The sequence below is a fragment of the Mesorhizobium sp. P3_A2 genome (assembly GCF_056403115.1).
Genome location: NZ_JBFUGC010000001.1, coordinates 817,003 through 838,211 on the forward strand (window position 1 = coordinate 817,003; position 21,209 = coordinate 838,211).

Below are 21,209 nucleotides of genomic sequence, written 5' to 3' on the forward strand. Positions count from 1 at the left end.
CCATGGCTCACAAACAGGTACTGTTTCGTTCAGCCGCGCGCGAAAAGATTCTGCGTGGCGCAACCCAGCTCGCCGACGCCGTGCGCGTGACGCTCGGGCCGCGCTCGAAATCGGTTTTGATCGAAAAGAAGTGGGGCGCTCCCATCGTCTGCAATGACGGGGTGACCATCGCCAAGGAATTCGACCTGAAGGATCCCGAGGAGAATCTCGGCGCGCGGATGCTCAGGCAGGCGGCCGAGAAAACCGGGGACATGGTCGGGGACGGCACCAGCACGTCGACCATTCTGGCCCATGCTATATTTGCCGACGGCGTGCGTAACGTTGTCGCCGGCGCCAGTGCGATCGATATCAAACGTGGTCTCGATCGTGCAACAAAACGGGCCATAGAGACGCTCAAGCAGATATCCCGACCGGTCTCGACCCGCCGCGAGAAGGAGCAGGTGGCGACGATCTCCGCGCATAACGACCCGCTCATCGGTGAACTGGTCGGCGAGGCGATGGAGAAGGTCGGCGGCGAAGGCGTCATCACGGTCGAGGAAGCGAAGACCACGGAGACGGTTCTGGAGGTTGTCGAAGGCATGCAGTTCGATCGCGGATTCCTGTCACCGTATTTCGTGACCGATCCGGAGAAGATGGAAGCGGTCCTTGAAGACGCGCTGGTGCTGATCGTGGAGAAGAAGATTGCTTCGCTGAACGACCTTATCAAGCTGCTGGAGGCGGTGGCGAAGTCCGGTTCGCCATTGCTGGTGATTGCAGAAGAGGTCGAAGGCGAGGCTCTTGCGACGCTTATCGTCAACCAGATCCGGGGCACGTTCAAAAATTGCGGCGTCAAGGCGCCCGGCTTCGGCGACCGTCGCAAGGCCATGCTGCAGGACATCGCCATCCTGACCGGCGGACAGGTCATCTCCGAGGACCTCGGGCTCAAACTGGAAAATGTCACGATGGAGCAGCTGGGGCGGGCCAAGCGCGTGGTCGTCGACAAGGACAATACGACGATCATCGGCGGCAGCGGAGACCCGAAGGCAATCAAGGCCCGTGCCGAACAGATTCGGCGCGAGATCGACAACACCACGAGCGACTATGATCGCGAAAAGCTGCAGGAGCGGCTGGCCAAACTCGCAGGCGGCGTCGCCGTCATCAAGGTCGGCGCGCCGACCGAGGCTGAAATGAAGTCGAAAAAGGAAGCTCTCGACGATGCCATCAGCGCCACCAAGGCTGCGGTCGCCGAAGGCATCGTGCCAGGCGGTGGCCTTGCCCTATTGCGCTGCATCACAACGGTGGCTGACGAGGAGCAGCATTGCGAAGGCGACGAGCGGACCGGCGTGCAGATCCTCAAGCGGGCACTTGAGGCACCGGTTCGGCAGATCGCCGAGAACTCCGCCGTCGACGGTGGCGTTGTTATTGCCAAGATGATTGAAGGCACCGGCAATTTCGGCTTCGACGCCGGACGCAAAGAATACGTCGACCTCGTCGAGGCCGGCATCATCGATCCGACCAAAGTGGTGCGCATCGCTCTGGAAAACGCCGTCTCGGTCGCGAGCGTTCTGCTCTTGACCGAAGCCACCATGACCGAAATTCCGGAACCGGCGAAGGAACGCGCTCTCGAACCAGAGATGACGATGTAGGCGGCGAGATGCTGATTGGCGCAAGCAGGCCCGCCAGGATTCTTCTGATTTTCGCCGCAGCAATGCCGCGTTGCGCCTATTTCCATCCAAGGGAACCGCCTCTCTTGGCGACAGCCTCCGGCGTCTCACCGGAAGCTCTCCTGTCTTTCGAAAGGACCGGTTGCAATTTGCAAAGCCGAGGGTGCTCGTCCTGCGGCAGACTTTAGAGAACAGGCGTGCAATTGGACGCAGCGACGCCATGCTTTGCGGGCGTCAGGCTTCCCTCAATGCGGACCAAGCCCGGCGGATCCTGGATTGGCTGTCGGACGGCGACACGGCCGTCGACGACGAATTGCGCAGATGAACTGCCAGGACAGGCGGGTTTTGACGCGCATCAAGGCGCAAGATCAGACCCCCGGCGATGCTGCGATAAATCTCATCGGAGGCAGGAAAAATGACTTTCAACACCATCATGGTTCAGCTCGATGTCGACTCTCCGGCAGCGCCGCGAGCGACCTATGCACTGGAGTTGGCGCGACGCTTCGAAGCCTCGCTGATCGGTTTCGCCGCGGCCGATTCATACGTGTTTGTTCCTGGTGACGATGGCGGCATGGCGGCGGCGGAAATCATGCGACAACGCCGGACCGAGATCGAGGATCGCCTGAAGATCCTGAAGGAAGAATTCCTGAGTGTCGTCGGAGACGATGCCCTCTGGCGCGAGGAGATTGGCGATCCGACACGTCTGCTGGCGATGCATGCGCGCGCCGCCGACCTCATCGTAACCGGAGCGCCGGTTTCAGGCGCTATGGCCGATCACCACCGGGCGGTCGATATAGGGACGCTAGTACTGTCGGCCGGACGGCCCGTGCTGATTGCGGCCGACCAACTTGCTCCGCCCGACCCCAAGAAGGTTGTGGTGGCGTGGAAGGATACTCGCGAAGCTCGGCGCGCGGTCATCGACGCACTGCCCTTTCTGACCGACGCACAAGATGTGCTCGTGGCGACGATCGAGGAACAGAACCAGAGGGATGCCCGCGAAAGTGTCGGCGACGTCGTCCGGTTCCTGATGAGGCATGGCGTCAAGGCGAGATCGGAGGTTCTAGGCGTCGGCAAAGAAGACGCCTGCGAAGCCGTCTGTGAGCTCGCCCGGGCGATGGGCACCGAACTTGTGGTCGCGGGCGGCTATGGCCACAGCCGCATCCGCGAATGGGCGTTTGGCGGCATGACCCGTTCCTTGCTGAAGCAAGGGGCGATTAACCGGCTGCTCTCTAACTGACGCGGTGACCCTGGAGAGCAGGAAGCGAAAAGCAGCGTCGAGGCGAAAGCGAATGGGAGTCCAATGATGGCAAAGAGAACGGACAAGGTCGAGGTTGGCATGGATCTGGCCGTAAGGTGCCGCGTCGCCAAAACTTGGCAAGACGATCTGGGGGACCGGTGGGCCACTGTTCTGATCGAGGGCCACGACATCCCGGTCACACTCAAGGTAGTCCACCTTTACCCGTTCGATGACGGCGACTAGCGCGTTTCCTTGACGCAGGCATTTCGGCGCCGTCGTCTGGCTTGAGTTGTCGTCACCGAAACACGTGGGCCTATGGCGGGCAAACGCGTCGTCCGGGGACGGGACGACGAACAGCAACTGAAGGAACTGGTATGATGGAAAGGGCAGCGAACAGGATTGGCGACGGCGAAACCGAACTCGAAGTTCCGCTCGAAACAGTATGCTACATCATCATGAAGGCGCGCGAGTTCGATGCCAAGGATCCGGTGACCGAACCCAACCCCGCCTCCAATCCGTCTGACGATCATTCCGCCGCGATCCTTGAGGATCATGACGACGACCCGGTTCTCGAAGAATTGCAGTCGCTGATTTCCGATCTCTCCGTCGACGCACAAATCGACCTGGTGGCCCTGATGTGGCTGGGTCGCGACGACCAGTCCGCCGACGAGTGGCAAAGTGTCCGCCAGCAGGCAGCTGACGCGCACAACGAGCATACTGCCGGCTATCTCTGTGGGACACCGCTGCTTGCAGACCATCTCGCCGATGGTCTTTCGACACTCGGCTACTCCTGTGTCGAATATGAACGCGAGCACTTTTAGTCATCACAACGCGCTAAGCTTGCTGGCGGACGGCGTTCGATGTCGCCGCGCACGATCCCTTGATGGCATCGCCATCGGGCCCAAACGGAGACATTTTCTGCCGCCATTGATCTCGATCAATGAGCCGCCCCTTTGCAGGGGCTTTAATGCTGTTCTTGCTAGGCTGAGCTAGATTTGGCGACGCGGGCGCGATGACCTGCGGCACAACCGCGGATTCGCGAAGCAACGGACCAGTTCGGCGACGACACTTGGCAAGCGGGTCCGCCGACCTCCGGCTCTAGCGCCTCTTGGGAGACCTAAGGTGGAAGGGTGGAGGCGGCGGCACCTGGCCATCAACTCACCTTCAAGGAGAAGAAACATGGCTGAAGCTGCCACCAAACTGCCTGTCAGGACCGAGAAGAGCACTGCGCCGGCGCCAGCCGGCAATTGGACCACCCCGTTCGAAAGCCTCCGCCGCGAAATCGACCGGCTATTTGACGACTTTCACCCGTTCGACTTTCGCCTGCCTTCGACACGCTCCCTGTTCGCTCACGAACTGCCGTCCCTGCGCAATGCGGGCTGGTCGGTCGCGCCGGCCATGGATCTCGTCGACAAGGACAAGGAGTACGAGATCACGGCCGAATTGCCCGGCATCGACGAAAAGAACGTCGAGATCAAACTCGCCAACCGCACACTGACCATCAAGGGCGAAAAGACCGAGGAAAAAGAGGAGAAGGAAAAAGACTACTACCTGTCCGAGCGCCGCTACGGCTCCTTCCAGCGTTCCTTCCAACTGCCTGAAGGCGTCGACGCCGACAAGATCGAAGCGACCTTCGCCAAGGGTGTGCTGACGGTCAAATTGCCAAAGACGACCGAGGCTCAAAAAGCCGAGAAGAAGATTACCGTCAAGGCCGCCTGATTGCCGCGGCGGGTGATCCTCAGCGCGCCTGACCGGCGCGCGGAGACCCTTTGAGAGAAGGCAATTTGCCGAGCCTCGTTTACTTAAGAGCAAAGCCGGGCGGCGAAACGGGTACCGTTCCTCTAGGGTGTGTTGCCGCGCGCCGTCTCAGCGCGATAGTTTGGCAATACTTCCTGGGATGCCAGGTTCGCGGGACCGATCGCGTGCTTGGCTTTCGGCTATTTCTAGCTTCTTCTGCTCCAACGCCAGCAAGCCTTCGATGACGCGCCGCTGTTCCGGATCGGTCTCGCGAGCGAGGAGATCCTGAAAATGGGCGATGTTCGCGCGAGCAATGAACCGGTCCATGACTTACCTCCATTGCCAGGACATACCATTCTACACCCAAGTCCCGTGCCGGCCTAAGCCATTTACGGCCAACGCTGGTCCGCTGCGGCAGCCTAGGTGGAATCCCATAAGGACCAAACCGGATTTCGCAATTTCAGATATTGCGCCATTGATCTGATAACCAGAGGCAGGTTGTCGTATCAATCTTGGTGAATCAGCTTCACCATCGAGAGCGTCTTCCCGCGTCTCAACACCCAAAGCAGAAGGCACAATCACATGCCGGGCCTGCGCAGCAGCGAGACGATAAAAATGGCAGACCTTGCGGAACGTGGCGGCCCAACAGTGGTAACTCAACTGTTGATCTCCGTTTGGAGCCTATTCCCGTGCCCGGCACGCAAGATGCCGGGTCGTCGGATTTGACATGCGTCAATGCCCTTTTGGCGATTCCGTCCAAAAATAAATCCATGTGGCAACCAATATCGACCGCCCCTTTCGATCGGGATTTGGAATTGGCCGTCATGGACGGGGACGGCGTTCACGCTCTCGTTTTTCCCTGCAGGCGTATTCTGACCGGCTGGACCAAGTCGGCCACGAAGGAGAGGGTTGATATCTCACCCACCCATTGGAGACCATGGGAGCCAGCCAACAAGGTGTAGGGGCCTTTCGCGTTTCTCTATTTGTTGTTCCGCCCGTTTGCTCCCTTATCGGTCGCTTCGGCTTTTCTGAGTTTTTCTTCTTCTTTCTCGAGCAATTCAAGCAATGCCTTCCGCTTGAGCTGATCTTGCTCCTCGGCCAGGCGCTGTCGAAAATGCTCGATATTCAGGCGGGCGATCCGCTTATCCACTCATCACATAAGCAGCCGCAGCGGCTTCCCTGTTCATCTGTGTACCCACATATCACAGCAAAATCGCCCGCGTCTAATCCCGCCGGGATGCGTCAGTTCCACCAAAGGCATGCTTCCGATCGCGCGGGACCCCGGTAGCTTGGGAAACCACTCGCCTTACGAATGCACCCCCAGCAATCCGCACCTGCGGCTATGCCGCATTGACGATGCCGCCAGCGCTCGTTGACGCAGGTCAAGGTCGCCACCGCCACCGTGTGATTTCTTTAGCATTCGGAACTCGCTGTGAAGGAGACGATCGATGTTCAATCTACGCACTATTTTCGCAGCAGGGCTGATGCTGGGTGTTGTCGCGATGCCGGTTGTGGCCGGGGCCGAAGACAATGATTCTGGTTGGTGGCCTCGTTGGGGCATGGGCCGGATGATGATGGGTCAATGGGGCATGGGCGGCCCGATGGGTGGCTATGATTCAGACGAGATGCTCGATCGGATCGACGGACGCCTCGCCTTCCTCAAGACGGAACTGAAAATCACCGACGAGCAGACGCCCTCCTGGGATGAACTGGCCGGCGTCATCCGCAGCACGGCCGAGTCGCACAACACGTTGATGCAGGGCATGCTCAAGGAATTCCAGGACGGTGAGTTCCTGAAGAAGGCCCTGCCCCAGCGACTGGCCTACCAACAGACCCATCTCGAAGCGCGTCTGGAACAGGTGAAGACTGTCAGGGCAGCAGTGGAAAAACTATACGCAAAGCTGAGCGATGAGCAGAAGCAAGCGGCCGACGAGATTGTCCTGCCGATGATGGGCATGGGCATGGGGCGCTCGGGCTTCGGCCCTGGAATGATGTTCCGATAGCTCCGATGCGGCCTGATCGTGTAACGCGCCGACTGAGTTGGAGAATCGCGGAGGAACTGAACGCGTGTTCGTCGCACTTCGCCTTCTGACCGTGCTAGCTCTGCTCGGCACCAACCAGGCCGTCGGCTCGACGATCTTTCCGACGGGGGTTGTCTACAGCAATTGGACTGACGAGAGCGAAGAGGCCAAGGTGTGCGAGATGGTCCTCGACGCCACCAACCCGCCATCGCGGGAAGTCGTCAAGTTCATCACGATTGCCGGTTATAACAAATTCGACGGAACGGTTCTGGCCGGCTTTCTGATGGGCGCGGCCGACATCACGACAACCGACACATACCAAATAGTGCAGATTTCAGACGCCGCATTCAGCTCCCGCACATTCAACTCGCTCGGCCATTTGGATTCCGAAATCTACGACGACGGCACCGTCATGGCGACGACACAAGATCCTCTTGTCGCCACGGCTTTCATTCACGCGGTGATCTCCGGGACTTATGAATTGCGTTTTGCGCGGCCAGATTCAAACGCCGACATGCGAACCTACAAGATTGCATCTGCGCCAGGGGAATCCGTAGTCAGCAATTTCAGGCAATGTATGGATCACCTCGCCATCGAGTCCCACCGGACTCAATCAGATGCATCGACAAAAGGAAGCCCGCTGCCGGAGGGTGGTGGCAGCGGGCTCAGCATCGCGACGGATCAGGGAGGACAACCCATCGCTCACCCACGTCAGGGGAGGACATGGGCAGCCCATAGATAGGACACCAGGATGATTTGATCCGGCTCAATGTGAACATCGCTCCGTACGCCAGAGTGGCAAGACAAAGAGTGGCAAGACAAATTGAAGGAGCGATCGCATGACTCACACGTCAGCCACGGGTTTCACTCACGCCGCCGAGCAGGCCCAGCAATGGGTGAACGAGTTGGCTCAGGACATAGGCTGCAGTGAACAAAATGCCCACAGGCTTTTGAAATCCGTCCTGCACACACTACGCGACTGGCTGACGCCAGAGGAGATGGCCGACCTTTCAGCTCAGCTGCCGACGCTCATCAGGGGAATATATTTCGAAGGCTGGAAACCGGACACGCCGATGTGGGAAAGAAAAAAGCGTGACTTCGTGATTTGTGTTCGAAACAGCTTTGGATATGAGCCTGACGTCGATATCGACCAGGCGATCAAGGCGGTTTTCAAGGTCCTCGACCGTCACATATCGCATGGCGAAATCGTCCAGGTCCGGAACTCGATGAAGAAATCCCTTCGTCAGCTCTGGCCGATGGATTGACCCATGTTCCGTGATCGTCGGGAAGCCGGACAAAAGCTTGCCACCGAGTTGGAGAAACTCGGTTTACATCGGCCGGTCGTTCTCGCCCTGCCGCGAGGTGGTGTTCCTGTCGCCGCCGAAGTGGCCAAAGCCCTGAAGGCGCCGCTCGATCTGGTTATCGTGCGCAAAGTGGGTGCGCCGGGAAATCCTGAACTGGCCGTCGCGGCGATCGTGGATGGCAACCCTCCGGACATCGTGCTGAACCGCGAGATCGTCGAGGCCTACGCGCTCGACGATGATGAGCTTCGCGTCTTGATCGCCAAGGAGCGCCCGGAACTGGAACGGCGCCGGCTTGTCTATCGTGGCGAGCGCCCACCTCTATCGATCACCGGAAAGACGGCAATCATCGTCGACGACGGTGTCGCGACCGGGACGACCATGAAGGTTGCGATCCGCGCCCTCAAGCGGCGGTCGCCCCGCGCGATCGTCGTGGCGATCCCGGTCGCGCCGCCCGACACATTGGCCGAGCTCGCCCAGGAAGCGGATCAGGTCGTGTGCCTCAGCCAGCCGCCACGTTTCCATGCCCTGGGTTACCACTACCGCAGCTTCCCCCAGCTTACCGATGACGAAGTGACGGACGCGCTGGTCGAAGCCAGGCAAGAACGCAGTGCGGGTCAGCGAACAATTCGGCGCCGGACCACCAAGGCCGGGTTGGCTTGAGTGTTGCAAATTCCGTTTTCCGTCCGCCAGGCTATCGGCGGCAGGGTTTGATGAACGTCAAGGTGCCGGGCCGCGAACGCGGCGAGAGTCGGCGGGAACACAAGGCCCGCAAAGCATGCATTCTCCGATTTTTTCCGCCCATGGGGTGACCAAGGTCTACCGCTCAGGCGAGGTCGAGGTGTTCGCCCTGCGCGGTGTCGATCTCGACCTCTATGAGGGAGAGGCGCCCTTAAGCCGGTAACACCTGCGCTTGCGGACCACTCCACACATGTGTTCTTTCGGATTTCGATCGAGCACGTGTCAGGTCGCGAAGCGAAAGAGCGTACGATCTAAGACAGCGGTCGCGGCACACTGGCCGTGCTTCATCGCGCCATCAAGAGAGGCAGCGATTGATTCTCAAGCATCGACTTGGTGACGCCGCCGAAAATCCGCTCGCGCAACCGGGAATGACCATAGGCGCCCATCACCATCAGCTCGGCGCTGCTGTCGACCGCGTGCTGGCGAAGAACATCAGCAATGGAATGGTTCGCACTCGGCAGGCGGTCGACTGTTACCTTCACGCCATGGCGGGTGAGGTAGGCTGCGGCATCAGCTCCAGGTTCCTGACCGTGGTGGTATTCGTCCTCCACCGGATCGACCATGACGAGACGCACTTCATCGGCGCCTGTTAACATATCGAGTGATTCACGGACGGCGCGCGATGACTCCAGACGAGCATCCCACGCGACTATTACCCGCTTCGGGTTCAGTGTCGGCCGCGTCCCCGGGGGAACGATCAGCAGCGGCTTCCCGGAAGAAAACAAGACGCCCTCGATCACTTTGCTCTTGAGCGTCTCGCTTGCGAGCAATTCGGGTCCGACCACTGTAATGTCGGCGTAGCGTGCACGGCGACCAATTCTTTCGTCAGCCCAGGCGACCTCTGGATATTCGCTGGCGACATCCGCCGAAAGCGCGCTGTTAGCGAGAAAGGCCGACACGGCAGAGGCTCGCTTTTTCAAGAGCTTCTCATCGGCCTTTCGCTCCTTCAGCCGGTCTTCTGAAACGATTGCTGCATACTCCCCGACTGGCGGCGGCGCGGCGATGACAACGGCAAGAACAGCAAGATGGGCGCCGATTTCGTCGCAAAGGTGAGCGGCGAGTTTAAGATCGTCGTCGCCCATATGCGGTCCCGTAACCGTAAGTATCGTCCTGAAAGCCATGACGGCTGCTCCCCGATCTCATGTCACATTCGGCAACAACGATAACAAGACGGTTCGGCACGTTCATTGCGTTGAATCAAAGACCATGCCCGACACCGAATTGATCCGGATCAACGCATGTGCCGGTCGACGCGATACGCTCGATCGATCAATCGGTGGATGCGCCCATGAGATTCCTGCTCGTATTGGCTCTAGCAACCATGACCTGCGAAGCATCCAATGGGCAGGAGATGAGTTACGGCCAGGCGGAATATCTGAACTCCTGCGCTGTCTGCCACGGTATCGATGGCAAGGGTGACGGGCCCTTGCGCGACCTGCTGGTCAAGCGACCGGCCGACCTGACGCACCTTTCCGAACGCAATGGCGGGACCTTTCCCTATTCCAGGGTCTTCGCAACTATTGACGGCCGCTACGCCACGCCAAGCCACGGCAACCGCGAGATGCCGGTCTGGGGTCGTCGATTCCTTGAGGACGATGCAAAAACCTACGGCCCTAGTGGCGGCGAGGTGGTGACCACGGAACGCATCCACAACCTGGCTGGCTACATCGAGACGCTGCAGCACTAGATCTGGGGAGCAGCAGCGAAGATCGCCAAAATCACGCGCGGCGGAGCCCTGGTAGCCTCCATCGAATGTCCCATCGGTATGAAGCGGCGCGGCGTCGAAACGCGGATCTTGCCTACAGACGGATCCAACAGCAGCCGAGAACCCGATGGCGCCTTGATCGATCTTCTGCGTCGAGCCCAATTGTACCTCGGCCAACTTACGGACGGAGCCAATCGCAACCTCAGCGATGTCGCCATGCTCAACGGCACCGGTACATCCAAGGTAAGTCGCCTCCTGCCCTTCGCTTTTCTTGCCCCGAAGATTGCGTCTGGCATCGTCGCAGGTGATCAGCCTGTCGAACTGACGGCGCACAGGCTCTCGCGGGTCTCTGACCTGCCGCACGGCTGAACTAGCCAGGCTGCGCTCCTGGGCTTCTAACCATCCGGCGAGCATCTCGCTGATCAGTCGAGCATCGCTTTGACAAACACTTGGCTAACAGAATTCGCCCGACAGAGACGGACGACCAAAAGTCAGGTGTTTTGGGCGCTCACTGCGTCGTCTCAGCCAAGTGTTGCCCACTACCGGGCGCTAACCCACGGAAATGTCGGAGCTATTCTGAGACCGATTAAAAACCCGAAAATCGGGTGGACTGGATGGTGGGCCCGGAGGACGTACGAAAACTGTTGATTTTGTAGAGTTTTTCGTGGGCCGAAATCAGAAATCTTTCCGTATCGCTCCGTATGGTTCCGCGACGCTTTCATCGTCAAAACTTGGTTAGATATGCGCCACATTGATGCGCGCCTGCCTTGGGTAACTTTGAAGGCTGTGACAATCCACTGTGGTCTGCTGCGTTTGGTCCAGCATAGCTGCAGAAACCGTACTTTTAGATGTTAGTTCTCCTAGCGCCACAAGAGTGCCTGCGAAGGCGTGAACAGCCGCGACTGCCCGCGTCCTGAACCGAATTACCCGAGTGTCTGACTGGCGAGGGCAAAGGTCATCGGAGTGGTAGCGCCGCCGACGAAAAAATCAGCGAAGCGTTTGCCCATCGACATGGTCAGCACTGTATCGAAGACTGGCATTCCGCTGTGCGACAGAAAGGCGGCGAACTCGCCATTGTCCATATGGGTGTCGACCCGCAGGAAAGAGCCCGAATGGTCGGCCACGTGTGGCTGGACAACTGCTACCGCCTCAGCGTCGCTTTCCGCCACGACCGGCCCCACGACGTGGCCCCGCCCGAACGGCCGACAGAGCGCGAAAGCGCTCAGCGTATCACCCTTGAAAAGACCATAGCCAACCGAGTGCGCGAAAAGTCTTTCGATGAGCGCCGCCCGCCCAACGCCAAATCCTGCCGCGTCGAGCGCGATTGTCGCGGGAATATCCCTTGCGTCCAAAGTCCGGACATCGCCTCGAATATCTGCCGGCCCAGCCATCGTCTGCATCCGGGCGATGCCCTGGCATTGATAAACGGTCTTCTCCGGCTGGAAGTCGAGCGAGAGATAGAGCCGTCTTGCCGCGCGCGTTGCATTAAGGCGCAAATCGTGCCCGGCGACCTTGTCGAAGACCCGCTTCATCAGCCATTGCCCCGCTCCCAGCGTCTGGAGTCGCGGCGAGGTGATGACCATCCCCACGGTGGCGAAATCGGTGCCATGTGCGAACCACATGGCCGAGCCGAGAACCCGACCGATCTCGTCGAGCGCCACCAACCCCTCTCCCGATTCGCGCAGGAATTGCCAATCCTCGGCGCGGTGCGGCCATCCCACGGAGAGCGAGAGTGCGTGCAGCCGGTCCAGTTCGACGCCTTCGATGTCGCCGATACGCATCGAGAAGGTGTCGATTTTCAAGTTTCCGGACGGCTTCAAGTCCATGCCTCTGAAATATCCCCGCAAATTGACCGGCGACACGCCGCAACAGACCTTTGTCCACCAACGCTAAACAAACAGGCCCGTACGATTTGCTCGAAAGCCCCCTGCCAACGCAAGATTCAACTGAAACATTTCCGCTTTCGGCACGCAATCGCGCGAGAACGCAGACATCCTCTGGGGAAATGTAGCAGCACACAATCGTCGACATCGATCCCGGCGATCCCGATATGCTTTGAGGGCTGGAATGGACGTCTTCGACATCCTCGACCATCTCGTCGCCTTCCCATCGGTCGCCGGCAAGCCGAACGGTGACATCACCGACTGGATCGAGGCCTATCTCGCGGGGCTCGGGGCGCAGGTCACGGTGCTGCCGGGGCCGGAAGGCGACCGTTTCAATCTTTTCGCGACGATCGGCCCTGCCGATGTCCCGGGCTACATCCTGTCCGGCCACATGGACGTCGTCCCCGCCGGCGAACCGCAGTGGAGCTCGGCCCCTTTTACGCTTCGCCGGGAGGGCGAGCGGCTCTATGGACGCGGCACCACGGACATGAAGGGGTTTCTGGCCGCGGTGCTCGCGGCCGTGCCCATGCTGGCGAAGGTGCGCCTTGCCAGGCCAATCCATTTCGCCTTCTCCTATGACGAAGAGGTGGGATGCCGCGGCGTGCCGCATTTGATCGCCCGCCTTGCCGAACTTTGCGCCAAGCCGCTCGGCGTGATCGTCGGCGAGCCGAGCGGCTTGCGCGCCGTGCGCGGCCACAAGGGCAAGGCGGCCGCCCGTGTGACGATCAACGGGCGCTCCGGCCATTCCTCGCGACCCGACCTCGGCCTCAACGCCCTCCACGCCATGGCCAAAACGCTGGCTGCGGTCGTGAGCGAAGCCGAGCGGCTGACGCATGGCCCGTTCGACCCGGCCTTCGAGCCGCCCTATTCCTCGCTGCAGGCTGGCGTGATCAAGGGCGGACAGTCGGTCAACATCATCCCCGACAGCTGCACGCTGGAGCTGGAGGCGCGAGCCATTCCGGGCGTCGACCCGGCCAGCCTGCTTGCACCGGTAAGGGCGAAGGCAGAGGCCTGTAAGGCCGACGGCTTTCGGGTCGAATGGACGCCGCTCAGCGCCTATCCGGCGTTGTCGCTGCCACACGACGCGCCGGTGGCGGCGCTGCTGCAAGAGCTGACTGGCGAGGTGTCGATCGCCGCCGTCAGCTACGGTACCGAGGCCGGACTCTACCAGGCCGACGGCTTCGACGCGATCATCTGCGGCCCCGGCGACATCGGCCGCGCCCACAAGCCGGATGAGTACATTCTCACCAGCGAACTCATCGCCTGCCAGCGATTGATCGAGGCGCTGGGCGCCCGCTGCGCGGCTTGAAAGGAACCGGAATGACATTCCTGTTCAATTCCGATGCGCGGCGCGGGGCGATCTTCGCCGAAGCCTTCGCTAGAGAATTGCCGGACGTCCCCTTTACCATCGATGCCACAACGGTCGATCCCGACGCGGTACGCTATCTCATTACCTGGACCGCGCCGGAAGACCTCGCCCGCTACCGGAACCTGGCGATCCTGTTTTCCCTGGGCGCAGGCGTTGACCAGTTTCGCTTCGATGCCGTGCCGGCGAAGGTGAAGATCGTGCGGACGATCGAGGAAGGCATCGTGCGCATGATGCAGGAGTATGTGACGCTTGCCGTGCTCGCCCTGCATCGCAACCTGCCCGCCTATCTGGCCCAGCAGCGCGCCGGCCAATGGCGCGACATCGGGCAACTCCAAGCCGGGTCGCGCCGGATCGGCGTGCTCGGCCTTGGGCAACTCGGACACGCCGTCCTCGATCGCCTGAAGCCCTTCGGCTTTCCGCTCGCCGGCTGGAGTCGCTCGCCGCGGCAGATCGAAGGCGTGACCTGTCATCATGGCGAATCTGGACTGGAGGAGATGCTCGTGGCCAGCGACATACTGCTCTGCCTGCTGCCACTGACGGAGGAAACGCGCGGTTTCCTGGATGCCGAGCTGTTCGCGAAGCTGCCCAAGGGCGCGGCGCTCATCCACACCGGCCGGGGGGCACAGCTCGATCATGAAGCACTTGTCGCCGCGCTCGACAGTGGCCACCTTTCGGCGGCGATGATCGATGTGACCGATCCCGAACCGCTACCCGCGGGTCATCCGTTCTGGCCGCATCCGAAGATCATCCTGACCCCGCATGTCGCGAGCGTCACCCAGCCCGCGACAGCCGCACGGGCCGTCATCGAAAACATCCGACGCCACCGCGCAGGGCTCGACCCCATTGGGCTCGTCGACCGATCGCGCGGCTATTGAAATCAAACCTGAAAGGCCATCCCTTGTCCCTGCTCAAGACCGTCGACACCAGCCCTACCTTCGCGCCGCGTGAATCCCGGGCGCTGCCCGAACGGCTGATTGCCGGCAAGCCTGCTTTCAAGACCTGGGCGCAGGACGCGGCCAAGGGCGATCTCGTCCATACCGGCGTCTGGGAAGCGACGCCCGGCGAGACGCGCTCGATCAAGGGGGAGACTTTCGAGTTCTGCCATATCCTCACCGGCGTGATTGAAATCACGCCCGATGGCGGCGAGGCGGTGACCTACCGCGCCGGCGACAGCTTCGTGATGAAGCCTGGCTTCACCGGTGTCTGGAAGACCATTGAAACGGTGCGCAAGATCTACGTCACGGTAGGGTAATGGCTTGCGAGCGAGGCGCAGGCCCGCAACAGATTTTGCCGTCCCTCATCGCCAGCACGCAACAATCATCCGCGACCGATCGCCGAACGGCGCATGCTGCGCTGTTGCTCGCGCTAGGCTCCTCCAGAACAGCTGAGAGTGGGCGCCCATGGGCCTGAGCTTCGATCCGGACACCGTCTCCCTTCCCGTCGGCCATTTCATTGGCGGAAAGCTCATCGCCGCCGAGGGTGGGATCGAGATGCGCCGACCGTCGGATGGCAAGGCATACGCCGCCAGCCCCGTGGCCAGCGTCGACATGGTCGACCGTGCGGTGGAGAGCGCCAAGGCGGCGTTGAAGGCCAGCAACTGGGGCGGCGTCCGGCCACGCGAGCGCACAAGGGCACTCCAGGCCTGGGCTGACCTGATCGAGGCGGAAGCCGAAACGCTGGCAAAAATCGAGGCGCTGTGCTCGACGCGGCCCGTCGGCCAGCTCGTTGCCGGCGACATCGCCGTGACCGCCGAGCAGATCCGCTTCTTTGCCGAGTTCGCCGACAAGGAAGGCAGCGAGCTTGTGCCCACGGACGATGCCACCCTTGGCATGATCATGAGCGAACCTTATGGCGTGGTTGGCGCGATCACGCCCTGGAATTTTCCTATCTCGATGGCCGGCTGGAAACTTGGTCCGGCACTGGCCGCGGGCAATGCGGTGGTGCTGAAGCCGTCGGAAATGACACCTTTCTCGGCCGTCTATATGGCAGAGGTCGCCGTCAGGGCTGGCCTGCCTGCCGGGCTGATCAACGTGGTGCTCGGCGACGGTCCGACGACCGGCACGGCGCTGACCGGTCATCCCGAGATCGCCAAGGTCTCGTTCACCGGCTCGACCCGCGCCGGCTCGGCCATCATGGAGAACGTCGCCCGCGCCGGCGTCAAGCCGATGACGCTGGAACTCGGCGGCAAGAGCCCGCAGATCGTCTTTGCCGATGCGGACTTGGAAAAGGCGGCGACAGCCATCGCCGGGAGCGTCACCTTCAACGCCGGCCAGGCCTGCGTCGCCGGCACGCGCCTGATCGTGGAGAGGAGCGTGGCCGACAGGCTGACGGCCGCCATCCTGGACACGATGAAGGCGGTGCGGCCCGGCGCGACCTGGAACGAGGCGACGCAGTATTCGCCGATCATCTCGGAACGACAGCGGGCGCGTGTCAATAGCATCGTACGGGCCTCCATCGCGACCGGCGGCGAGTGCCTGACCGGCGGCGGCGCCATGGACAGCCCCGGCTATTTCTACGAGCCGACACTGATCGCCAATGTCGACCAGGCCAACCCGGCGATCGTCGAGGAAATCTTCGGCCCGGTCCTGACCATCCAGATCTTCGAGACCGAGGAAGAGGCGCTGGCGCTGTCCAGCCATCCGACCTACGGGCTGGCTTCCGGCCTGTTCACCTCCGACCTGTCCCGTACCATCCGCCTGGCACGCAAGCTCGAAGCGGGCACCGTCTGGATCAACCGCTACAGCCGCTCGCGCGACCATATCCTGCCAACCGGCGGCTACAAGCGCTCCGGTATCGGCAAGGATCTCGGCCGCGAGGCCTATCTCGCCAACCGCAGGACCAAGAGCGTCCTGATCAGCCTCTAGAGAGATGCCGATGAAGTCCTATTCGATCGCCCTGATCCCCGGTGATGGCATCGGCCGCGATGTGACCGCCGCCGCCTGGACTGTGCTGGAAGCCACGGCGAAGAACTTCGGCTTTGCCTTGACGGGAACCGAGCTCCCCTGGTCCTGCCGCTTCTTCAAGGAAACCGGTCGCATGATGCCCGAGGACGGCATCGAGACCTTGCGCGGCTTCGACGCCATTCTTCTGGGTGCCGTCGGCTGGCCGGCGGAGGTGCCGGATTCGGTCTCGCTGCACGGCCTGCTGCTGCCGATCCGCAAGGCATTCGTGCAATACGCCAACATAAGGCCGCACCGCCTGCTGCCGGGCGTCACCGGACCGCTGCGGGCGGAAAACTTCGACATCCTCTGCATCCGCGAGAACACCGAGGGCGAATATTCGGGAGCGGGCGGACGCGTCCATCAGGGCACGCAGGACGAAGTTGCGGTGGAGACCTCGATCTTCACCCGCGCCGGCGTCGAGCGCATCCTGCGCTTCGGCTTCGAGCAGGCGCGGGCGCGTCGACGCAAATTGGCCTCCGTCACCAAGTCCAACGCGCAGAAATATTCGATGGTGTTCTGGGACGACATCACGCGAAAGCTGGCTGCGGATTATCCGGACGTCGACGTCACCAGCTATCACGTCGACGCGCTCGCCGCACGCATGATCATGGCGCCGGAAAGCCTCGACGTGGTCGTCGCCTCCAACCTGTTCGGCGATATCCTGACCGACATCGGCGCAGCGATCCAGGGTGGGCTCGGCTACGCCGCCTCCGCCAACATCAATCCCGACCGCTCGGCGCCGTCCATGTTCGAGCCTGTGCACGGCTCCGCGCCAGACATCGCCCATCTGGGCATCGCCAATCCGATCGCCACCATATGGTCCGGCGCCATGATGCTCGACCATCTCGGCGAAGCGGCCGCCGCCGGCCGGGTCATGCAAGCGGTCGAAGCGACCACCGCGCGAGGCATTGGAACCACTCCGGGCAAGGACAGAACGGAAGACATCACCGCCGCCGTCGTCGCGGCGCTCACCTGATTGCAAGGTCGTTTTCGATGAAAAATCTGAAAGACAAAAACCTCTTCCGCGAAGCCGGCCTGATGGGCGGCAAATGGGTCGCTGCCGCTTCCGGAAAGGCGGTCGATGTCGTCGATCCGGCCACTCAGTGCGCGATCGGCACGGTGCCCGATATGGCCGGTCCGGAGACCCGCGCGGCCATCGAGGCCGCGGCGTCCGCCTATGGGGATTGGAAGAAGAGGACCAACGCCGAGCGCGCTGCCCTCCTGGAGGCCTGGCATGGCCTGATGCTCGCGCATCTGGACGACCTCGCGCTGATCTTGACAACGGAACAGGGCAAGCCGCTGGACGAGGCCAAAGGCGAGATCCGTTACGGCGCTTCCTTCGTCAAATGGTTCGCAGAGGAGGCACGCCGCATCAATGGCCACACCATCCCTTCGCCCACGCCGGACCGGCGCATCATCGTGCTGAAGGAACCGGTCGGGGTGTGCGGCATCATCACGCCGTGGAACTTCCCCAACGCGATGATCACCCGCAAGGTCGCGCCGGCGCTGGCCGCGGGCTGCACGGTGGTGATCAAGCCATCCGAGTTCACTCCCTATTCGGCACTGGCGCTCGGCGTGCTTGCCGAACGCGCGGGCATCCCCGCCGGCGTCATCAACATCGTCACCGGCATGCCGGCCGAGATCGGCAACGAGATCATGGCGAACGAGACCGTTCGCAAGATCTCCTTCACCGGCTCGACGCGAGTCGGTTCGCTGCTGATGCGCGGCGCGGCCGATACCGTCAAACGGCTCAGCCTCGAACTCGGCGGCAACGCGCCCCTCATCGTCTTCGACGACGCCGATCTCGATCTCGCCGTAGAGGGCGCGCTTGTCTCGAAGTTCCGCAACGGCGGCCAGACCTGCGTCTGCGCCAACCGCATCCTCGTCCAGGCCGGTGTCTACGACGCGTTCGCTGCGAAGCTCACTGCTCGAGTCAACGCCATGACGGTGGGGCCAGGTACGCAGCCCGGCGTCGCCATCGGGCCGATGATCAACATGGCGGCGGTCGAGAAGATCAACCGCCACGTCGAGGACGCGCTCGCCAAGGGAGCTTCGATCATCACAACGAGGCCGGCGCTGCCGGAGGGCCCTCAATATGTCGCGCCGCTGGTGCTGAGCGGCGCCACAAAGGACATGCAGCTCGCCGGCGAGGAAACCTTCGGCCCGGTCGCGCCGCTTTTCCGCTTCGAGACGGAAGAGGAGGCGATCACGCTCGCCAACGGCACGCCCTACGGGCTTGCTTCCTACTTCTACACCGAGAACCTGAAACGCGCCTGGCGCGTCGGCGAGGCGCTGGAGTTCGGCATGGTGGGGCTCAACACCGGCTCGGTCTCGATGGAAGTCGCCCCCTTCGGCGGCGTCAAGCAGTCCGGCCTCGGCCGCGAGGGCGCCCAGATCGGCATCGAGGAATATCTCGAGATGAAGAGCTTCCACATGGGCGGGCTCAGCTGAGGCAATTTGGCTGAGAGCCCAAGCGGACCGGATCGAAGCTCACTGGATCCGGTCGAGCGCCTTGTAATAGAGGCCGACCATCGGCAGGAACCAGGGCTTGCCGGAATAGCCGGGGATGGAGGGCCACTCGAGCCCCTTCATCGGATTGCGGTCTTCGCGACCGAGCATGGCATCGGCGAGGATCATGCCGAGATGCGTGGAAAGCTGCGCGCCGTGGCCGGAATAGCCCATCGCGTACCAGACCCCGTCATGATAGCCGGCCCGCGGAAAACGGTCCTTGGTCATGTCGACCAGCCCACCCCAGCAATAGTCGATCTCGACCTTGGCGAGTTGCGGGAAGATCGCCGCGAGGCCCGCCTGCAATATCTGTCCGCTCTTCGAATCCGAGCGCTGGTCCGATGTCGCCGAGAAGCGCGCGCGACCGCCGAAGATCAGGCGCCTGTCCGGTGAAAGCCGGAAGTAGTTGCCGATGTTCATCGAGGTTACGCATGTCCGGTTGCCGGGCATGGTCGCGGCGATCTCGGTGTCGCTCAACGGCCGCGTGGCGATGATGAAGCTGCCGACGGAGATGATTCTGCGGCGAAAATAGCCGAAATTCCGCGTCGTGTAGGCGCCGGTCGCCACCAGCACATTGTCGGCGCTGATCCGGCCGCGGGAGGTCGTCAGCTCATGCCTGCCACCGACCTGCTTGCGGTCGGTCACCGCCGCATTCTCGTGGATGATGGCGCCGTGGCGGGCGGCGGCTGTCGCAAGGCCTGCCACATAGCGGCCCATATGCATCATCGCGCTCTTCTTCGACAGCATCGCGCCGTGAAAGGGCGAGCCGATCTCGGACTTGAGATCGGCCGCAGACAGCAGCGCGGTATCCGGATCCACTTCGGCATGGAGGGCTTCGAAGTTGCGGGCGATCGCTTCGAAATGCTGCGGCTTGGAGGCGAGCTTCAGCTTGCCGGCGCGGCGGAAGTTGCAGTCGATGCCTTCCTCTGCGACCAGCGCCTCAATGGTGTCGACGGAGTCGTCCAGCGCCCGGTAGAGCGCGATCGCGCGTTCCTTGCCGAGTTCCGCCTTGGCAGAGAGGTAGCTGTGAGCGAGGCCGTTGTTCAGGTGCCCGCCATTGCGGCCGGATGCGCCCCAGCCCACCCGCTCCGCCTCAAGCACCGCCACCTTCGCGCCGGCCTTCGCCAGTTGGCGCGCCGCGGCGAGACCGGTGAAGCCGCCACCGACGATGACGGCATCATAGTGCCCCTCGACCGGGCCTTGCGCTCCGCCGGAAAAGACAGGGGCGGTATCGTGCCAATAGGAGATCAGTTTCATCGACGATCCGCCTGTTTCAAAGCCCGACCACTCCTGGAAGACCGGAAATGTCTGATATCTCGACATAGCCATAGTAAGGGTTTGCCGGTTCGTGGCCGCGATTGACCCAGACCTTGTTCCTGATGCCGAGATCGTGTGCCGACATCAGGTCGTAGCGGAACGAGGACGAGCAGTGAAGAATATCTTCCGGGCCGCAGCCCAGCATGTCGAGCATGTATTCGAACCCCTTGAACCGGGGCTTGTAGGCTTGCGCTTGCTCAGCCGTGTAGACAGCATGGAACGGCGCGCCGAGCTTCTCGACATTGGACATGATCTGCGCGTTCATGGCGTTGGACAAAATGACCAGCGGAATTTCCTTGGCGACCTTCGCCAGGCCGGCCGGAACGTCCGCGTGAGGCCCCCAGGTCGGGACACGCTCGTAGACCATCGTGGCATCGTCGGGGCTGAAGGCGACGCCGTTGCGCTTGCAGGAGCGCTCGAGCGCGTTGTGGACGACCTCGGCATAGGGCTTCCAGTCGCCCATGATCTCGTCGAGCCGATAGGCGGCGAAGTTCTTGATGAACTCCTGCATACGCGGTTCGTCGAGCTGGCTGCCGTAAAGGTCTCGCGCCGCTTCCGCCATCTGGAAATTGGTCAACGTGCCGTAGCAGTCGAAGGTGATATATTTGGGCCTGAAAGAAGCCATGTCCGTCGATCTCCAGTGGAAGCACATTCGCGTTGGGATGCATTCCATCATAGGACGGCAGTTTGCGACCCACCTGACCGAAATGGCCCTCCCGAAAGCAGAAAGTTCCGTATCCGCCGTCCGGTTTGGCACGCTGTAGCATCTTGACGGCCAATGAGAGTGCCTTTCGCGACCTAAGGC

At 61.7% G+C, this 21,209-nt stretch carries 23 protein-coding genes; 17 read left to right on the forward strand and 6 right to left on the reverse strand.

Going from position 1 to position 21,209, the window contains the following annotated elements; translation table 11 throughout:
- The first annotated feature begins 2 nt into the window (after window positions 1–2).
- From groL to AC1DXM_RS03865, 4 genes are all read left to right on the forward strand, one after another.
- The gene (groL, locus tag AC1DXM_RS03850) at window positions 3–1,625 is read left to right on the forward strand and encodes a chaperonin GroEL (RefSeq protein ID WP_477231824.1); all 1,623 of its coding nucleotides are present in this window, start codon (window positions 3–5) and stop codon (window positions 1,623–1,625) included.
- Window positions 1,626–2,058: 433 nt separating this feature from the next.
- Window positions 2,059–2,880 (forward strand): universal stress protein, encoded by an 822-nt coding sequence (locus AC1DXM_RS03855; protein ID WP_477231825.1) that lies wholly within the window; start codon window positions 2,059–2,061, stop codon window positions 2,878–2,880.
- A 377-nt stretch (window positions 2,881–3,257) separates the two neighbouring features.
- The gene (locus tag AC1DXM_RS03860) at window positions 3,258–3,701 is read left to right on the forward strand and encodes a DUF3775 domain-containing protein (protein ID WP_477231826.1); all 444 of its coding nucleotides are present in this window, start codon (window positions 3,258–3,260) and stop codon (window positions 3,699–3,701) included.
- A 358-nt stretch (window positions 3,702–4,059) separates the two neighbouring features.
- Window positions 4,060–4,599, forward strand: coding sequence for an Hsp20/alpha crystallin family protein (locus tag AC1DXM_RS03865; protein WP_477231827.1), 540 nt, complete (start codon window positions 4,060–4,062; stop codon window positions 4,597–4,599).
- 147 nt (window positions 4,600–4,746) lie between these two features.
- Here AC1DXM_RS03865 and AC1DXM_RS03870 read toward each other — a convergent pair whose 3' ends face one another.
- Both AC1DXM_RS03870 and AC1DXM_RS03875 read right to left on the reverse strand, forming a co-directional pair.
- Window positions 4,747–4,944, reverse strand: coding sequence for a hypothetical protein (locus AC1DXM_RS03870; RefSeq protein WP_477231828.1), 198 nt, complete (start codon window positions 4,942–4,944; stop codon window positions 4,747–4,749).
- Between the two features lie 652 nt (window positions 4,945–5,596).
- On the reverse strand, window positions 5,597–5,767 hold the full coding sequence (locus AC1DXM_RS03875) for a hypothetical protein (RefSeq protein WP_477231829.1): 171 nt from the start codon (window positions 5,765–5,767) through the stop codon (window positions 5,597–5,599).
- A gap of 298 nt (window positions 5,768–6,065) precedes the next feature.
- Here AC1DXM_RS03875 and AC1DXM_RS03880 point away from each other — a divergent pair, with 298 nt between their 5' ends.
- From AC1DXM_RS03880 to AC1DXM_RS03900, 5 genes are all read left to right on the forward strand, one after another.
- Window positions 6,066–6,620: a Spy/CpxP family protein refolding chaperone gene (locus AC1DXM_RS03880; protein WP_477231830.1), complete on the forward strand. Its 555-nt coding sequence runs from the start codon at window positions 6,066–6,068 to the stop codon at window positions 6,618–6,620.
- 64 nt (window positions 6,621–6,684) lie between these two features.
- The gene (locus tag AC1DXM_RS03885; RefSeq protein WP_477231831.1) at window positions 6,685–7,380 is read left to right on the forward strand and encodes a hypothetical protein; all 696 of its coding nucleotides are present in this window, start codon (window positions 6,685–6,687) and stop codon (window positions 7,378–7,380) included.
- Window positions 7,381–7,477: 97 nt separating this feature from the next.
- Entirely contained in the window at window positions 7,478–7,903 is a 426-nt protein-coding gene (locus AC1DXM_RS03890; RefSeq protein WP_477231832.1) for a DUF2267 domain-containing protein, read from the forward strand.
- Between the two features lie 3 nt (window positions 7,904–7,906).
- Window positions 7,907–8,602 (forward strand): phosphoribosyltransferase, encoded by a 696-nt coding sequence (locus tag AC1DXM_RS03895; RefSeq protein ID WP_477231833.1) that lies wholly within the window; start codon window positions 7,907–7,909, stop codon window positions 8,600–8,602.
- Window positions 8,603–8,717: 115 nt separating this feature from the next.
- Complete coding sequence (locus tag AC1DXM_RS03900; RefSeq protein ID WP_477231834.1) at window positions 8,718–8,843, forward strand: hypothetical protein; 126 nt, start codon at window positions 8,718–8,720, stop codon at window positions 8,841–8,843.
- Between the two features lie 121 nt (window positions 8,844–8,964).
- Here the strand turns inward: AC1DXM_RS03900 and AC1DXM_RS03905 are convergent, their stop codons facing one another.
- Window positions 8,965–9,801, reverse strand: coding sequence for a universal stress protein (locus AC1DXM_RS03905; RefSeq protein ID WP_477231835.1), 837 nt, complete (start codon window positions 9,799–9,801; stop codon window positions 8,965–8,967).
- A gap of 167 nt (window positions 9,802–9,968) precedes the next feature.
- Between AC1DXM_RS03905 and AC1DXM_RS03910 the strand changes: the two genes are divergently transcribed.
- Window positions 9,969–10,367, forward strand: a complete 399-nt coding sequence (locus AC1DXM_RS03910) for a c-type cytochrome (RefSeq protein WP_477231836.1) — start codon at window positions 9,969–9,971, stop codon at window positions 10,365–10,367.
- A 153-nt stretch (window positions 10,368–10,520) separates the two neighbouring features.
- Entirely contained in the window at window positions 10,521–10,754 is a 234-nt protein-coding gene (locus AC1DXM_RS03915) for a hypothetical protein (protein ID WP_477231837.1), read from the forward strand.
- 554 nt (window positions 10,755–11,308) lie between these two features.
- On the opposite strand, the gene AC1DXM_RS03920 is transcribed toward AC1DXM_RS03915, so the two are convergent.
- The gene (locus tag AC1DXM_RS03920; protein ID WP_477231838.1) at window positions 11,309–12,211 is read right to left on the reverse strand and encodes a GNAT family N-acetyltransferase; all 903 of its coding nucleotides are present in this window, start codon (window positions 12,209–12,211) and stop codon (window positions 11,309–11,311) included.
- A 241-nt stretch (window positions 12,212–12,452) separates the two neighbouring features.
- Between AC1DXM_RS03920 and argE the strand changes: the two genes are divergently transcribed.
- The 6 genes from argE (at window position 12,453) to AC1DXM_RS03950 (ending at window position 19,030) form a co-directional block, all read left to right on the forward strand.
- Entirely contained in the window at window positions 12,453–13,577 is a 1,125-nt protein-coding gene (gene argE, locus AC1DXM_RS03925; protein WP_477231839.1) for an acetylornithine deacetylase, read from the forward strand.
- Window positions 13,578–13,588: 11 nt separating this feature from the next.
- Entirely contained in the window at window positions 13,589–14,512 is a 924-nt protein-coding gene (locus AC1DXM_RS03930; protein WP_477231840.1) for a 2-hydroxyacid dehydrogenase, read from the forward strand.
- A 23-nt stretch (window positions 14,513–14,535) separates the two neighbouring features.
- Window positions 14,536–14,889, forward strand: coding sequence for a cupin domain-containing protein (locus AC1DXM_RS03935; RefSeq protein WP_477231841.1), 354 nt, complete (start codon window positions 14,536–14,538; stop codon window positions 14,887–14,889).
- 148 nt (window positions 14,890–15,037) lie between these two features.
- Window positions 15,038–16,501: an aldehyde dehydrogenase family protein gene (locus tag AC1DXM_RS03940; RefSeq protein ID WP_477231842.1), complete on the forward strand. Its 1,464-nt coding sequence runs from the start codon at window positions 15,038–15,040 to the stop codon at window positions 16,499–16,501.
- A 10-nt stretch (window positions 16,502–16,511) separates the two neighbouring features.
- Complete coding sequence (locus tag AC1DXM_RS03945) at window positions 16,512–17,555, forward strand: tartrate dehydrogenase (RefSeq protein ID WP_477231843.1); 1,044 nt, start codon at window positions 16,512–16,514, stop codon at window positions 17,553–17,555.
- 17 nt (window positions 17,556–17,572) lie between these two features.
- Window positions 17,573–19,030 carry an NAD-dependent succinate-semialdehyde dehydrogenase gene (locus tag AC1DXM_RS03950; RefSeq protein ID WP_477231844.1) on the forward strand — a complete coding sequence of 486 codons (1,458 nt, stop codon included), beginning with the start codon at window positions 17,573–17,575 and terminating at the stop codon, window positions 19,028–19,030.
- A 39-nt stretch (window positions 19,031–19,069) separates the two neighbouring features.
- Here the strand turns inward: AC1DXM_RS03950 and AC1DXM_RS03955 are convergent, their stop codons facing one another.
- Together AC1DXM_RS03955 and AC1DXM_RS03960 are read right to left on the reverse strand one after the other, a co-directional pair.
- On the reverse strand, window positions 19,070–20,344 hold the full coding sequence (locus AC1DXM_RS03955; protein WP_477231845.1) for an NAD(P)/FAD-dependent oxidoreductase: 1,275 nt from the start codon (window positions 20,342–20,344) through the stop codon (window positions 19,070–19,072).
- 16 nt (window positions 20,345–20,360) lie between these two features.
- Window positions 20,361–21,029: a haloacid dehalogenase type II gene (locus AC1DXM_RS03960; RefSeq protein ID WP_477231846.1), complete on the reverse strand. Its 669-nt coding sequence runs from the start codon at window positions 21,027–21,029 to the stop codon at window positions 20,361–20,363.
- Window positions 21,030–21,209: the final 180 nt, after the last annotated feature.

Bases quoted from the DNA above. Each gene is read 5' to 3' on its own strand.
- groL (WP_477231824.1), top strand. From the start codon at position 3: ATGGCTCACAAACAGGTACTGTTTCGTTCAGCCGCGCGCGAAAAGATT.
- AC1DXM_RS03855 (WP_477231825.1), top strand. From the start codon at position 2,059: ATGACTTTCAACACCATCATGGTTCAGCTCGATGTCGACTCTCCGGCA.
- AC1DXM_RS03860 (WP_477231826.1), top strand. From the start codon at position 3,258: ATGGAAAGGGCAGCGAACAGGATTGGCGACGGCGAAACCGAACTCGAA.
- AC1DXM_RS03865 (WP_477231827.1), top strand. From the start codon at position 4,060: ATGGCTGAAGCTGCCACCAAACTGCCTGTCAGGACCGAGAAGAGCACT.
- AC1DXM_RS03870 (WP_477231828.1), bottom strand. From the start codon at position 4,944: ATGGACCGGTTCATTGCTCGCGCGAACATCGCCCATTTTCAGGATCTC.
- AC1DXM_RS03880 (WP_477231830.1), top strand. From the start codon at position 6,066: ATGTTCAATCTACGCACTATTTTCGCAGCAGGGCTGATGCTGGGTGTT.
- AC1DXM_RS03890 (WP_477231832.1), top strand. From the start codon at position 7,478: ATGACTCACACGTCAGCCACGGGTTTCACTCACGCCGCCGAGCAGGCC.
- AC1DXM_RS03895 (WP_477231833.1), top strand. From the start codon at position 7,907: ATGTTCCGTGATCGTCGGGAAGCCGGACAAAAGCTTGCCACCGAGTTG.
- AC1DXM_RS03900 (WP_477231834.1), top strand. From the start codon at position 8,718: ATGCATTCTCCGATTTTTTCCGCCCATGGGGTGACCAAGGTCTACCGC.
- AC1DXM_RS03905 (WP_477231835.1), bottom strand. From the start codon at position 9,801: ATGGCTTTCAGGACGATACTTACGGTTACGGGACCGCATATGGGCGAC.
- AC1DXM_RS03910 (WP_477231836.1), top strand. From the start codon at position 9,969: ATGAGATTCCTGCTCGTATTGGCTCTAGCAACCATGACCTGCGAAGCA.
- AC1DXM_RS03920 (WP_477231838.1), bottom strand. From the start codon at position 12,211: ATGGACTTGAAGCCGTCCGGAAACTTGAAAATCGACACCTTCTCGATG.
- argE (WP_477231839.1), top strand. From the start codon at position 12,453: ATGGACGTCTTCGACATCCTCGACCATCTCGTCGCCTTCCCATCGGTC.
- AC1DXM_RS03930 (WP_477231840.1), top strand. From the start codon at position 13,589: ATGACATTCCTGTTCAATTCCGATGCGCGGCGCGGGGCGATCTTCGCC.
- AC1DXM_RS03940 (WP_477231842.1), top strand. From the start codon at position 15,038: ATGGGCCTGAGCTTCGATCCGGACACCGTCTCCCTTCCCGTCGGCCAT.
- AC1DXM_RS03945 (WP_477231843.1), top strand. From the start codon at position 16,512: ATGAAGTCCTATTCGATCGCCCTGATCCCCGGTGATGGCATCGGCCGC.
- AC1DXM_RS03950 (WP_477231844.1), top strand. From the start codon at position 17,573: ATGAAAAATCTGAAAGACAAAAACCTCTTCCGCGAAGCCGGCCTGATG.
- AC1DXM_RS03955 (WP_477231845.1), bottom strand. From the start codon at position 20,344: ATGAAACTGATCTCCTATTGGCACGATACCGCCCCTGTCTTTTCCGGC.
- AC1DXM_RS03960 (WP_477231846.1), bottom strand. From the start codon at position 21,029: ATGGCTTCTTTCAGGCCCAAATATATCACCTTCGACTGCTACGGCACG.